The following is a 14,423-nucleotide window of genomic DNA, read 5'->3' as shown; positions in this document are numbered from 1 at the left end:
AGTTTTTAAAATGTTTATCAATTAAAAATGATAACATCAAACAATCGATTACTGATAATTTTGATTAACAAACTGAATCACCAAATTCAAAGCATTAGTAGAAACAATTTTGATGAAATCTTCACGATCCAAATAGGGATAAAAATACTTTTTGTTAATGGTTTGTTGACCATTTGTCACCGAAACCCAAACCGTTCCTACTTCATTGTCATCTTCTCCTTTGTTTGGTCCAGCCACTCCTGTCGTTGAAACAGCTAAATTGGTCTTTAAAACCTTACAAGCTCCTAAAGCCATTTGCTTTGCGACTTGTTCTGAAACAACCGAATGCTGATCAATATCTTTTTGATTAACACCTAAAACAGAAGTTTTAACCGAAGTAGCATACGAAACAACACTACCAATAAAATAAGAAGAACTTCCCGAAACAGAAGTAATTAAAGTTGAAATATTTCCACCAGTACAACTTTCGGCTGTCGAAATTGTTAAGTCTTTTTGTTTCAAAAGATCTCCTAAAACTTGTTGCGCTTTCCCAGAATTTTCAGAAACTAAATATTTCCCTGCAATCAATTTAAATTTCTCAATTTCTTGTTGAATCAAATTTCTCAAAACAACCTCATCATCTCCAGTTGCTGAGAATCGTAAATCGATTGACGTACGATTTGGTAAGTAAGCTAAATGAATAAATTCTGGTAATTGACTTTCCCAATCTTCAACTAAAATTGCTAAATCGCTCTCTGGAATTCCACTGACTAAAATATCTCGGTGCACAATAATATCTGTTTGAAAATTATCTTTTAAACGAGGAATAATTTCATCTCTCATCAACCCTTTCATTTCAAATGGAACACCAGGAAGATTAATCAAAACTTTGTTTTCAATTGTTGTCCATAAACATGGTGCAGTTCCGTATTTATTTTGAATAAATGTTGATTTTTCAGGAATCAATGCTTGATCTTGATTGAGGTTATTTAATTCTTTTTTATAACCACGCGTGGCAAATAAATGGATGATATTTTCAATTACTTTTTCTTCTCTTATCAATTCGCACTCTAAAAATTGACATAAAGCCATTTTAGTTTTATCATCTTTTGTTGGTCCTAAACCTCCTGTTACAATAACAATATCCGACGTTGAAATTCCCCTTTGAAATGCTTCAATAATATGATTTAACTCGTCTTGAACTGAAATAATTTCTTCGACTTCAATTCCTATTTTATTTAATTGTTGCGCAATAAATGCTGAATTAGTATCGACAATTTGTCCGATTAAGATTTCGTCTCCAATCGTTAATAAAGTTGCTTTTGTTTGCATGATATAAAAAAACTTGCTTAAAGTTAAGCAAGTTTAGTGTTTTAATAATTATTTTTCAACTCCTTGATTATAGGCTTCTCGCTGAATTTGGGTTGAATCATCAATCATTTGAAGAAATTCTGCTTGAGAAACTTTTTTCAATTTGTTATTGATTTTGAAAACAGGAGATTTTTTTAATTCTTTTTTCTTCGTTGCATTCCACGAAATCATGACTTCAATATCATCTCTCAAATATTTATAATGCAATTCTAAAATCAAACCTTTTGTACCATAAAATTTATCTGGTGAATATGAATAAGAAATTTGAGGAGCATACCAAGCAATTAAATCATAGTTTTTATATTTAGCTGTCGCTTCTTTCGTTTCAATCCCAAGGATAGTTTTTGTTTTTCCTGTTTCTACAAAATTTACTTTTTCTAAAGAATCGTAAACAAGGAATTTATTCCCTGTAAACATATCTACTTCGTTAAAATATAAATTGTCTTCATAATTAAAAATTGGATTAGCTCCAATATCAGGACTAATTCCCATAAAGCTTTGCGGTGCTTCTTGAGAGTTATCTACTTTATCAATGTATTCTGATTGACTTTGTGATTCATTATACTTAAAACTATAAAACTGAGAAGGAATTTTTTTTGCAGACTCTAAGAATTCTTCACGTTGTTTTTGATCTGGATAATATTGTTTCAAATTTTCTAAAGCTTTATCTGTAAAATGAATTTGAGGTTGAACTTCCTATGCTATTTCATAAAACTGAGCTTGCGCAAAACTAGAAATGATGATAATTAGTGTTAATAGCTTTCTCATATTTATTTTTTATCAATTCCTTGAGTGTTATTATACATTTCGTTACGTTTCTTGTTGGCTTCGTCATAAATTTTTGCTATTTCTTGTTGAGATACAATAGGTAATTTTGAAGCTTTATCAGCTTTAAGAGGATTTTTGAATTTATATTTTTTTACATTTGGTTGAATAGCTTCTACACAAATAATATTATCCATTCGTCCAACTTTTTCACTTTCAACAAATAAATTCATCTCTAAAACAAATCCTTCAATTGGTTTTACATTTATCGGCATAAAATCAAAATCAATTTCTTTGGTATACCATGCTTCTACTTTATATTTTTTAAAATCAGAAGTTGCTTTATAAACTTTATAACCCAATATTTCTTTTGTTTCGTTTGAATATTCCCAAACTAACTCTTCTATTGGATTTTTGACAATATATTTTTTACCGTAAACATCTTCTTCTTTATAATTTTCATTCAATCTAAAATCTGAATATGTCACTCCTAAAGGCAGTCCTACAACTGATTTTTTAATTTCTCCCTGATAATTTTGATCGTTATTAATTTTTTCTTGTTCAACAGAATTTTGCTCATTTTTAGAAGAATAAATTAAAAAATCTATTGGTTTTGGATTTTCATTCTGTTCAATATTCCATTTTCTTTGTTCTTCATTTTTAATATCTGAAAAAACTTTTTCAATATATTCTGAAGTATACTTTGTATGATGTTTAAATCTTACTTTCACTTCATAAACTTGCGCTTGCGCAAAACTTGAAAAAATGATAATTAGTGTTAAGAAGTTTTTCATAATTGTAATTTATATTTTAAAAATAAAAAAAAGAGTTACAAATCATTGCAACTCTTCTAAATATTAAATTTAAATTATTTTTATAAAATATGTTTCTCAGCGTGGTAAGAAGAACGAACCAATGGTCCAGATTCCACATGACGGAATCCTAATCCGCGAGCAAAATCCTCATATTTTTTGAATTGTTCTGGTGTGATAAATTCTTTTAGAGGTAAATGTTTTTTTGTTGGTTGCAAATATTGTCCAATTGTAATTACATCTACATTTGCATCTGCTACTTCCTGAATTGTTTCAAAAACCTCATCTTCAAACTCTCCTAAACCAAGCATTATTCCTGTCTTTGTACGACGTTGACCAGCTTCTTTCGCATAACGTAAAACGTCTAACGAACGATCATATTTGGCTTGTATACGAACTTCTCTTGTTAAACGACGAACAGTCTCCATATTATGAGATAAAACTTCTGGTCCAGCTTCCACAATACGATCGATATGTTTTTCGATTCCTTGAAAATCAGGAATCAATGTTTCCATTGTAGTTCCTGGACTTATTCTACGCACTGCATGTATCGTTTCTGCCCAAATAATTGACCCCATATCCTTTAAATCATCACGATCTACAGACGTTAAAACAGCATGTTTGATCTGCATCAATTTAATAGAACGTGCTACTTTTTCTGGCTCTGCCCAATCTACTTGTTCTGGGCGCCCCGTTTTTACACCACAAAATCCACAAGAACGTGTACATACATTACCCAAAATCATAAATGTTGCAGTTCCTTCACCCCAACATTCACCCATATTTGGACAACTTCCACTTTGGCAAATGGTGTTCAATTTATATTTATCGACTAAACCTCTTAATTCACGATGTTTTTTTCCTGTTGGTAATTTCACACGTAACCATTCAGGTTTCTTTACTCTTCCATCTGGCAATAGCTCAACACTCATACATTACTTTTCTGATTGGCTAATTTACAATGTTTTTTTGAAAGATTTTACATCCTAAATAATAGATTATGCTTCAAATAAAATCTATATCTTATTCTTAACCGTTTTTGGAATATTATTTGAACTACACAAGAAAATCAAAACTATATTCAGATGAAAAAATCGATTATCCTAACTCTCTTTACTGTTTCTATTATGATGAGCTGCGAAACAAAAAAAGAAGAAAGTATTAACAATACAAAAGAAGTAATAAGTGATTCAAGTGCATCAATCATTCAAAATGATACCATAGCGGATATACACAATTCAAAAACATCTATTGATTGGGTAGGAACTTACGAAGGTGTACTACCTTGTGCCGATTGCCCTGGAATTAAAACAACTGTTACTTTAAATAAAGATGAAACAATAAAAATTGTTTCTGACTACATGAAAGGAAATACAACATTTGAAGAGCAAGGACAGTTTGAATGGACAGCAGATAACAACGCAATATTTTTGGATACAAAAGATAAAAACAGGTATTTTTACAAAGTAGGAGAAAATAAATTAATTGTTTTATCGCAAGAAGGCGAGGAAATTGATGGACCTTTAGCAAACAATTATATTTTGACTAAAAAGTAGTTAGATATATTGTTAATAAGTTTTTTAATCAAAAAAAAAACGGAAAAGAAAACTTTACCGTTTTTGTTTTTGATTATCTTCTAATACACCAATTTTAATCCTACACCAAATTTCATATCGCTGTCATAATGTGTTCGGATGTGCATATTTTTATTTAAGATGTAACTTAATTCTCCCATATATTCTTTATCAGTATTCCACATAAAACCTGCTCTTACACGTTTTGAAATCGGAATATCTTTGCGCATTAATTGTAAACGCACTTTTCCTGTGTGGTAAATTTCGGTCTGAAAATCAATCAACATTGGTAATTTATACACAAAACCTGCACTGAATAAACCTTTATTTCGAGCTGTTTTTTGTCCAAAAATATTTTTTTCTACTTTGTGACGTTTCGTTCGATGTTGATTCCAATCAAATCCAATGAACGCTTGTAAAAACTGATTCTTCCCAAAATATCTTCCCAAATGTGTTTCCACTTCGTAGCCATGTTCAGGTTTGTAACCAATTCCCCATTCCGAAGTCAGTGCCCAACGTGCATCTTGTACCATAAACGATCCATCTAAACCATTTGTTGCAAAGTCATTTTCAGCCATAAAATGTTTCATATTGCTATCCATTTGCAACATTTTATACATTTTTGCTTGATCGTGAATATATGGATTCTGATAATCTCCAACTTCAAAAACACGGTTCATTCCTGCCATCATGTGATACAAAATATGACAATGGAAAAACCAATCACCTTCTGTATTTGCTTGAAATTCGATTACATTCGTTTCCATTGGCATAATATCCAATACATTTTTCAACGGTGAATATGCGCCATTTTTATTAATCACTCGAAAATCGAAACCATGTAAATGCATTGGGTGGCGCATCATGGAATTATTGTACAACGTAATGCGTAAAATTTCGCCTTTTTTAACTGGAATTTTATCTACTTCAGACAATACTTTATTGTCCATACTCCATACATACCGGTTCATATTTCCTGTTAATTCAAAACGCATTTCTTTTACAGGTGCATCTTTTGGAAGTTCTGTGTTTTCAGGAGCTTTTAGCATTCCGTAATTTAAGGTCACAATATTTGAAGATGAATTTCCATGAGCAGAATGATCACTTTCTTTATTCTTTTTTCGAGTTTTTTTATTCGATTCGCCTGTAATTTCAGGATACATTACCGTATTCATATCCATTTGTTGCAAACTCATTTTCATACCCATATCATTCATCGAACCGTCCATGTTCATCATGTCGTTCATCATCTTCATTCCTTCAAAGTATTTTAATTTCGGGAGTGGTTCTATCAGTTGTTTTTTTCCATCACCAAGAAATAACGAAGCTGAACCTGTTCTGTCTTCCGAAGTTGCTTGAAATTCATATGAAATACCTTCTTCTGGAATCGTCACAACCACATCATAGGTTTCGGAAACACCAATAATCAAACGATCTACGTCTAAAGGCTCTACATCATTTCCGTCGTTGGCAACTACTGTAATTTTTCCTCCCGCATAACGCAACCAAAAATAAGATGATGCACCACCATTCGAAATTCGTAGGCGGACTTTATCGCCAGCTTTAAATTGCTTTAATTGACTTTCATTTGCTCCGTTTATCAAAAATTTATCATAAAACACATCACTCACATCCATAGCCAGCATACGCTTCCATTCGTTGATGATTTTCGTTCCAAAATGACCTTCTCGTATTGCTTCTGCATAACTTTGCGTAGATCCTTTTTTGATTCCTGCCCAATCGTTTGCATTGTGTAACATTCGTTGAATATTTCTTGGATTAAGATCTGTCCATTCGCTCAACATCACGTTAACAACAGGTAGATCATCAATTCCTTTTCTGAACGTTGGGTCGTTGGCATGTTTTTTCAACACCATCGATCCATACATTCCAATCTGTTCTTGATAACCCGAATGACTGTGATACCAGTGTGTTCCGTTCTGAATAATTGGAAACGAATAGGTAAACGTTTCACCAGGTTTTATTCCGTCTTGTGTTAACATAGGTACACCATCTTCCTTATTTGGCAACCACAAGCCGTGCCAATGCAACGAGGTATCTTCTTTCAATTGATTATGTACACGAATAACAGCCGTATCGCATTCAGTAAACTCTAAAGTTGGCATTGGAATTTGACCATTTACTGCAATTGCTTTACGTTCTTTTCCCGAATAATTAACAATGGTATCATGTACATACAAATCATATTCGACACGTTTTTGAGCAATAACAGATATAGAAAAAGCAATAATAGAAATAAAAATAAATTTTCTCATAACTTTTATTTTATCTGATTAAACTTTCTATAATTCTCTTCATTCTCAAAATAATCAACATTTCCCATTTGATCCTTCAAAACGATATACGCATTTGCTTTATCAACTTTTTTATTCGTAAACGGATCAATTGCAGAACGAGCACTTTCATCATTTGGAATTCTTTCTACACACATATTACAACAACCGTAATATGTTTTCCCGTCATAAGGCACTTCGAACTGATCTTTTCCCATATAAGCGTTGTTTACCATACAAACTTGACTATTTGGTACTTTATCTCCTACATTATAAGCAACAAGATTCGATACGTCTTGGTGAGCAACTATATGTTCGGTAGGAGAAATTTCTGTTTGATTTTCATCGGCTTTATTTTGACAAGAAACCAAAACTATTGTTGATAAAAAAGCGATTCCTAAAAGTGATTGTATATTTATCATTTGTTTCTATTTTAGAGTTTCTATTGTACTTCCACATGTTAACATTTGATTCCCGTAAAAAGGATTTTTGATGGATGAATCTTTACTCAACCAATTTGAACCTCCTTTAAACATGGGACAATTTTGGTAATAAATGGAATAACCTAAATTTTCTTTTTGAGCTAATTTGTACATTGGTTCAGATAATTTCGCAAACAATTCGCGTTGTTTTTCAATGTTTTTTTCATGAGAAATTTGTTTTGAAATGGATTCTAAATCCTTTAAAACATCCATCCAAACCATATGTGTTTCATGCGAAAGTTTTCTCATTTCTACTTTAGAAATTGATTGAGAAAAAGCCGTTATTTGTGTTGAAATTTCATTTGCATTCCCTGCAACAAAAGCATCTTTTAATAAAAAATATGCATCAAAAACCAAAGAAAGTTGATTTTGATTCACTTCATTTTTCACTTGATGTTGGTCAGCATGATTCATTTCTTGATAATTTATTACCATTTTTTTATCGCGTGGGTATTGACAATCTTGTCTTAATTTTAGATACGCTTCATCTGGAGCAAAATATTCAGAATTATCAAAACCTGACAAAGCGATATTCTTTAAAATTTCGTTTGAAGTTGTTTTGGTTGGATCATAAGAAATCGTGGCGATTTGAGAAGTCGTGTCGTAAGATACTTTCGAAATACGTTTTTGATTTCCTACATTTTCGATTAATTCCTTAGCTGAATTACAATTACTTCTTACCTCGAATGATTTCGTTTCAAGATTTTTGCTTTGCGCATTTACCACAAAAGCAAAAAGATTGACGATTAAAAACAAACTATATTTTATCATACTTTTATATTTTATCAATTGACTTTCTGTTGTGTTTACTTAATTGTTTAAAAACAGAAGGCGTTAAACCTGTTACTTTTTTAAATTGAGCACTGAGATGCGCCACGCTCGAATAGTTTAATTGAAAAGCTATTTCGCTCAATGATAATTCGTCATAAACCATCAACTCCTTGACTTTTTCTATCTTTTGCTGAATAAAATACTTCTCGATTGTTTGTCCTTCCATTTCCGAAAAAAGATTGGAAATATATTTATAATCTGCAGATGTTTTCTCGCTCAAAAAATCTGATAAATTCACTTTCAGTTCGCTATTTTCTTGATGAACTAATTGAATAATCAATGTTTTAATTTGCTCGATTAACTTACTTCTCTTATCATCAATCAATTCAAAACCAACTTCTTCTAACTCTTCTTTTATTTGATTCAATTTTTCAGAATCGATTGGATTTGTTAACTCAACTTCACCTAATTCGATATGATTTGCTTCGATTGCATTCATTTTCAAAATTCGTCCAACCACCACTTTACAGCGATGACAAACCATATTTTTTATAAATAATTTATTTACATTTTCCATTTGAATTATTTTTTGTGAGTCCTATTAAATCTACAATTTATCTATTACAAATTTCGTTCTTCTTTTAGCTTTATAATTTATATAATTCGGAAGATGATGTATATAATTTTCGTAAAATGATTTTCTATTAGAATAAAAACTTGTTCTCTATATAATTTATCTTCAATTGCTGAATAGATTTTGTAGTTTTGTGCTCTATAAAAAAAGCTAAAATGCAAGGACCAATCGGTGTTTTTGACTCTGGTTATGGAGGTTTAACTGTTTTTAAGGAAATTCAGAAAAAAATGCCTCAATACGATTATATCTATTTAGGTGACAATGCACGTGTTCCATATGGAATTCGTTCGTTTGAAACGGTTTATGAATACACAAAAGAATGTGTGTTTAAACTATTTGACTTAGGTTGCAACTTGGTAATTTTAGCTTGCAACACAGCTTCCGCCAAAGCGTTGAGAACAATTCAACAAAATGATTTGCCCGGAGGGAAAAAAGTTTTAGGCGTTATTCGGCCAACAACCGAATCTATAAATGAATATACGATCAACAATAAAGTTGGAATTTTAGCGACACAAGGAACTGTTTTGTCTAAATCGTATAAAATCGAAATTAATAAATTTCATCCAACAATAGATGTTTTTCAACACGCATGTCCACTTTGGGTTCCTTTGGTCGAAAACAATGAAATTAACAGTAAAGCTGCGCATGATATTGTGGAAAAAGACATTAAACGCTTATTTTCTCAATCTTCAGAAATTGATACTATTGTTTTAGCATGTACGCATTATCCTTTGTTGTTACCAGTTATCAAAACATACGTTCCTAATCATGTGACGATTCTTTCGCAAGGAGAATTGGTCGCGAATAAATTAATGGATTATTTGAAACGTCATCCAGAAATTGAGAATAATTGTTCTAAAAATAGTTCGCTAACCTTTTATACAACTGACAATGCTGAAAACTTTGAGGCGAATACGACTATTTTTTATGGTCAACCTATTAAAGCATCGCATTTAGAAGTTTGATTTTTTTTCCAATATATAAAACAAAAAACCGAGCAAAGTTGCTCGGTTTTTCTATTCAATTAAGAAACTAAGCTACAGTTTCTACATTTAAAATTTCATATTTTTTTGCTCCATCAATTGTTGGCCATTCTACTACATCACCTGTTTTGTAACCAACTGTTGCTAAACCTTCGTCCATCAAAATTGAGTGACGATTCTTTTTTGGTTTTGCTTTATCTGGACCTACGAAGTTTAATTGATATTCTTGATTTGAATTCAATTCTTTAATCGTTACTTTTTTCCCAACAGAAACAATATTATCAGCCATATCGCGACGAAGAATTTGCTCTGCATGTCTTAATTCTTGCGTTAAAATATCTTCCTGTTCTGCTGTTACTTTTTTTCTTCTTAAATGGTCTTTAATTAAATCGTATACACCTGTTGTTAAAATAATATTTGTTGTCATTGTGATAAATTCTTAGTTTTTTTTCAATATTTCGAAGTCGACTTTTAAGACCCAACTATCAAATGATATTAAAGTTTAGAACGCTACAATTTGATACAAATCTCCTTTCAGAAAATTGAAAATAATTGATAATTAAAATAAATACGGAGGTTCCCTGTCTTGGATCGTGACAGGGACTATTTTATAAACTCTTTCGAGCGTCTTAAGAAAGTATCATCATGCAAATATGCCAACGACAAAAACAACCAAGATTGGTTGTTTCTTCTGTATATGTCGATATAATTTGCCATAATTTTTATCATATGAACTTCAAAGTTACGATTTCTTTATGAGATAAAAAACACAACACTTATCCGATTAATTGAAAGTGAATTTTGTAGGAAAACTGATAATGTTCATTCTAAAATTAATAAAAACTAACTAATTTTATAAAAATTTTAAACGATTGAAATCTTACTTATTCATCATTACTGTTGTCCTGATAACGTGTAGACCATTACTACCGGTTATCGACTATTTGGTGAATTATGAAACGATTTCGAATGAATATTGTGTTAATATAGAACGTCCAGAATTAATGTGTAATGGAGTTTGCTACCTAAAAGAACAGATTTCTAAAACTATTGATGATGAACAAAATGACACAAATAAAACTCAAATTTCTTTACGTACTATTGATTATTTTGTATATCAACCCACTGTACTAATACCTATACTTCATATCATTGAACCTACTGAAAGAGTTTCTACTTTTCAATTAGCTTTCGAAACTCAATATCAATTGGATCAACAACTACAACCTCCAATTTGTTAAAAAACCCTTGATTATTATATTTTTTTATCATTAACATTTTATCAATTTGACATTTCATATAAGATTTGTTAAAAGCTTCAATTGTTTTATGATTGCATCGTTTGTGCTTTTAATTGGCTTTCGCTCATTAATTCCTTTCACTGTGTTTTTTAGTGTACAAGAAAAAATTGTTGAAGAATATTGTATAAATAAAGAACGACCAGAAATGCAATGCAATGGAAAATGTTATTTGTCTAAGCAATTAAACGAAACAGAACAGCATGCTGATTCTCTTTTGGTTAAAAATATTCGATTTACGGAAAATTATCTGCATTTCGAATACTTAGAAATTCCATTTATAAACGATTTTATCGTTACCATAAAACATCGGTACTTTTGGCAATCATTCTATTCTATCAATTGGGTTTTTGAGTATTTAAAACCTCCTATTGTTTAATTTTTATACAACTAATTATTCTCTGAAAACTATGATTGTTTTTGGAAAGCATTTTTATTAAAAAAAATTAAAACAAATATCAAAATGAAAACAATTAAATATTTTCTCCATTTATCATTTATCTCATTATTTACTTTATTAACTTCTTGTAATACAGACGATGATGATTTCTCTGAAATCAATTCAACAGAAACAGGTAAAATTCAATTAAAGTTTGAAAATGGATTTGATAATTTAGGAGGAATTGTTTTAGATCAAACAACACAAACTTCATCTAACGGGCAGAAACATAAATTCACCATGTTAAAATATATTATTTCTAACGTTACATTAATTGACGAGAAAGGAAACGAATTTGATTACCATAAAAATGACCCTGATAAAGGTGCTTTTGTTGTTAATCAAGATTCTGCAATAGCAAATGTGGTTTATTTAAATTTAGATGATATTCCACAAAACAAGTACACTAAAGTACGATTTGGACTTGGTGTATCACAAAAAGCTTATTTATTAGGTCAAACTGGACAGGCTACTTTTTGGGAAATAGCCAAGAAAAATGGAATGACTTGGGCTTGGGCTGCAGGTTATGTTTTCTTTAAAATAGAAGGTTTTTATGGTAAAAATACACCTGATACATTCTTCCTAACTCATACAGGAAATATGGGAGATATTGACAAAAATAATGTACCAGATCTGTACCGAGAAGTCACGTTAGATTTACCAACTTCTGCGCGAGTGACTTCTAAAATTAAACCATCTATTCATATTATGGCAAATTTGAATACGTATTTAAGTGGTGATCATCAATTAACATTAGATGAATCTAACAACAATGTAATGGGGTCTTCCAACTTTGCTCAATTGGTTACAGATAACATGCAAAAGATGTTTCGAGTTAGTCATGTACACAACGATCAACAATATCAATAATGTTCACAGCGGTGTTTTTAAACACCGCTAAATTCTATCACAATGAATAAAATTATAACAATTATACTGGGGATATTCATCTTATTTAGTTGTAATGACGATGATATTGATTATGGTCAAATTGTAGATGAACCTTACCAATTAGAATTCCCTTCTTATTTTCCTCAACTAACCTTTGACACGGATAAATATCCACTCACTAAAAATGGAGTTGCATTAGGGAAAAAATTATTTTATGAAGGTCGATTATCTCGAAACAATACAATTTCGTGCGCTTTTTGTCATATTCAGGAAGATGCATTTACCCATCACGGGCATCCTGTCAGCCATGGAATTGATGATCGAGTAGGAATTCGAAATGCTCCACCTATTCAAAACTTGGCATTTCTAAATCGGTTTATGTGGGATGGCGTGATTCATGATTTAGCTCAACAACCAATTTCACCTATCACAGCTGAAGAAGAAATGGATAGCACTTTCCCCGAAATCATTAAAAAACTCTCCGATGATGCTAACTACCGAAATATGTTTAGAAATGCTTTTGGAGATGATCAAATTAATGCCAATCGAATTCTTAGTGCTTTAGGACAATTTATGGCTTCTGTGGTTTCAAAGGATTCCAGATACGATCAATTTTTGAGGAAAGAAATAAATTTAACTGAAACCGAAGGTAAAGGGTTACAACTCTTTCAACAAAAATGTTCGAGTTGTCATAAAGGTGCTCTTTTAACGGATGAATCTTTTCGAAATACTGGAATGTATTATAACAAACAACATAAAGATGGAGGGTTGTATCGCGTCACATTAGATTCTGCTGATTTTATGAAATTTAGGGTTCCAAGTTTACGTAATATTGAAATGACTAAACCTTATATGCATGATGGTCGTTTCTATAGTTTAGAAGCTGTTTTGGACTTCTACTCGGATGGTGTACAAAATAATCAACATTTGGATCCTCAGCTTAAACAAAATGGTCAAATTGGAATACCTATGACCGATCAAGAAAAAAAGGCAATTATTGCTTTTCTAAAAACATTAAACGATTACTCTTTTATTCATAATCCTGCTTATGCAGAATTCTAAAAACTATTCAAATGAAAGTCTATATAAATCTAATTTTAGCTCTAATCATTTTTCCTGTTTCATTATTAGCACATACAGATAATGATTCTATCTTAGTGTCTTCTCCTAATGAATTAGAATTAGATTGTGATGCTTGCGGTTGTTCAGCAACTTCAACTTCCAATGGAATTGAAAACCTTATCAATTCAAACTATATTGGTGTTCGATACCTTCATCAATATTACAAAGCCAAAGAAGATGCTTTTTCTACTAAACGTACGCAGAAACAACATTTCAATACCATTTTATTATGGACGAGAATTCCAATCAATTCTAAAATCGATATCAATGCGAGTATCCCTTATCATTTTCATCAAAAAGATGGTGAAAACTCAACCTCTATTTCTGGTATCGGCGATTTGAATATGATGGGGATTGTTAAAATTGTAAATTCCAATTCGAACTCAAACGAATTAAAACATGGATTAAGTGCAGCAGTTGGCGTTAAAATTCCTATTGCAAAATTCGATCAAAAAAATGCTCAAACGACCAATCCAAGTTTTCAATTAGGTACAGGAAGTTGGGATACTCAATTTGGTTTAAATTATCAACTAACGTATAAAAATTCGGCTATACAATTGGTCACAGATTACAATTTGAAAGGAGAAAATAAGAACAAATATAAGTTCGGAAATCAATGGAATCAATTGATACAACTGCAACATCTTTTAGTAAGAAATGACAATAAGTTTCTTGGAAAAATCGGTTTCCAAAACGAACTTTATAATAAAAATGAACAATTTGAAGAATCTATTCCTAATTCGTCTGGAAATGCTCAATTTGTAAAATTAGGATTGGAAGCGGCTGTTCAAAAAATAAATTTTGGAATAGAATATTTTCAACCTTTACATTCCAATCTAAATTCTGGAGAAATTGAAGTGAAAAACAGAATAGGTTTCTTTTTAAATTATAATTTATTTCAATCTAAAAATCAATAAAATCCAATAAAAAAAATGTGGAAAATGTGATTTAATAAAAAAGCTTTCGAGATATTCGAAAGCTTTTTTTATGATTTGAAGTGTAAATTTT

Annotated in this window: 16 protein-coding genes; 7 read left to right on the top strand and 9 right to left on the bottom strand. The window is 31.0% G+C overall.

Going from position 1 to position 14,423, the window contains the following annotated elements; genetic code table 11:
* Positions 1-48: 48 nt before the first annotated feature.
* The 4 genes from IF125_RS00940 to lipA form a co-directional block, all read right to left on the bottom strand.
* Positions 49-1,311, bottom strand: coding sequence for a CinA family nicotinamide mononucleotide deamidase-related protein (locus IF125_RS00940; RefSeq protein ID WP_225541208.1), 1,263 nt, complete (start codon positions 1,309-1,311; stop codon positions 49-51).
* A 48-nt stretch (positions 1,312-1,359) separates the two neighbouring features.
* The gene (locus IF125_RS00935) at positions 1,360-2,001 is read right to left on the bottom strand and encodes a GLPGLI family protein (protein WP_225541207.1); all 642 of its coding nucleotides are present in this window, start codon (positions 1,999-2,001) and stop codon (positions 1,360-1,362) included.
* Between the two features lie 119 nt (positions 2,002-2,120).
* Positions 2,121-2,909 carry a GLPGLI family protein gene (locus IF125_RS00930; protein ID WP_225541206.1) on the bottom strand — a complete coding sequence of 263 codons (789 nt, stop codon included), beginning with the start codon at positions 2,907-2,909 and terminating at the stop codon, positions 2,121-2,123.
* Positions 2,910-2,989: 80 nt separating this feature from the next.
* Positions 2,990-3,859: a lipoyl synthase gene (gene lipA, locus IF125_RS00925; protein ID WP_171623442.1), complete on the bottom strand. Its 870-nt coding sequence runs from the start codon at positions 3,857-3,859 to the stop codon at positions 2,990-2,992.
* 153 nt (positions 3,860-4,012) lie between these two features.
* Here lipA and IF125_RS00920 point away from each other — a divergent pair, with 153 nt between their 5' ends.
* Complete coding sequence (locus tag IF125_RS00920; RefSeq protein ID WP_171623441.1) at positions 4,013-4,483, top strand: copper resistance protein NlpE; 471 nt, start codon at positions 4,013-4,015, stop codon at positions 4,481-4,483.
* Between the two features lie 80 nt (positions 4,484-4,563).
* Here the strand turns inward: IF125_RS00920 and IF125_RS00915 are convergent, their stop codons facing one another.
* Genes IF125_RS00915 through IF125_RS00900 form a run of 4 tightly spaced genes read right to left on the bottom strand, consistent with a single transcriptional unit; the run spans position 4,564 to position 8,625 of the window.
* Positions 4,564-6,777 carry a multicopper oxidase family protein gene (locus tag IF125_RS00915; RefSeq protein WP_225541205.1) on the bottom strand — a complete coding sequence of 738 codons (2,214 nt, stop codon included), beginning with the start codon at positions 6,775-6,777 and terminating at the stop codon, positions 4,564-4,566.
* A 5-nt stretch (positions 6,778-6,782) separates the two neighbouring features.
* Positions 6,783-7,217 carry a hypothetical protein gene (locus IF125_RS00910; protein WP_171623439.1) on the bottom strand — a complete coding sequence of 145 codons (435 nt, stop codon included), beginning with the start codon at positions 7,215-7,217 and terminating at the stop codon, positions 6,783-6,785.
* Positions 7,218-7,223: 6 nt separating this feature from the next.
* On the bottom strand, positions 7,224-8,048 hold the full coding sequence (locus tag IF125_RS00905) for a DUF3347 domain-containing protein (RefSeq protein ID WP_225541204.1): 825 nt from the start codon (positions 8,046-8,048) through the stop codon (positions 7,224-7,226).
* A gap of 4 nt (positions 8,049-8,052) precedes the next feature.
* Complete coding sequence (locus tag IF125_RS00900) at positions 8,053-8,625, bottom strand: helix-turn-helix domain-containing protein (protein ID WP_171623437.1); 573 nt, start codon at positions 8,623-8,625, stop codon at positions 8,053-8,055.
* 212 nt (positions 8,626-8,837) lie between these two features.
* Between IF125_RS00900 and murI the strand changes: the two genes are divergently transcribed.
* On the top strand, positions 8,838-9,647 hold the full coding sequence (murI, locus tag IF125_RS00895; protein WP_225541203.1) for a glutamate racemase: 810 nt from the start codon (positions 8,838-8,840) through the stop codon (positions 9,645-9,647).
* A gap of 67 nt (positions 9,648-9,714) precedes the next feature.
* On the opposite strand, the gene IF125_RS00890 is transcribed toward murI, so the two are convergent.
* On the bottom strand, positions 9,715-10,092 hold the full coding sequence (locus IF125_RS00890; RefSeq protein WP_171623435.1) for a GreA/GreB family elongation factor: 378 nt from the start codon (positions 10,090-10,092) through the stop codon (positions 9,715-9,717).
* Positions 10,093-10,537: 445 nt separating this feature from the next.
* On the opposite strand from IF125_RS00890, the gene IF125_RS00885 reads away from it, so the two are divergent.
* From IF125_RS00885 to IF125_RS00865, 5 genes are all read left to right on the top strand, one after another.
* Positions 10,538-10,906 carry a hypothetical protein gene (locus tag IF125_RS00885; RefSeq protein ID WP_225541202.1) on the top strand — a complete coding sequence of 123 codons (369 nt, stop codon included), beginning with the start codon at positions 10,538-10,540 and terminating at the stop codon, positions 10,904-10,906.
* Between the two features lie 88 nt (positions 10,907-10,994).
* Complete coding sequence (locus IF125_RS00880) at positions 10,995-11,342, top strand: hypothetical protein (RefSeq protein WP_171623433.1); 348 nt, start codon at positions 10,995-10,997, stop codon at positions 11,340-11,342.
* Between the two features lie 84 nt (positions 11,343-11,426).
* Entirely contained in the window at positions 11,427-12,272 is an 846-nt protein-coding gene (locus IF125_RS00875; protein ID WP_225541201.1) for an MbnP family protein, read from the top strand.
* A 42-nt stretch (positions 12,273-12,314) separates the two neighbouring features.
* Positions 12,315-13,355, top strand: a complete 1,041-nt coding sequence (locus IF125_RS00870; RefSeq protein WP_225541200.1) for a cytochrome-c peroxidase — start codon at positions 12,315-12,317, stop codon at positions 13,353-13,355.
* A gap of 11 nt (positions 13,356-13,366) precedes the next feature.
* Positions 13,367-14,332, top strand: a complete 966-nt coding sequence (locus IF125_RS00865; protein ID WP_225541199.1) for a hypothetical protein — start codon at positions 13,367-13,369, stop codon at positions 14,330-14,332.
* Positions 14,333-14,423: the final 91 nt, after the last annotated feature.

Origin of the sequence: Empedobacter stercoris (genome assembly GCF_020281205.1) — a bacterium.
GTDB classification, from domain to species: Bacteria; Bacteroidota; Bacteroidia; order Flavobacteriales; family Weeksellaceae; genus Empedobacter; species Empedobacter stercoris.
The sequence above is the reverse complement of the archived record's forward strand: the minus strand, read 5'-3'. Positions and strand labels throughout refer to the sequence as shown.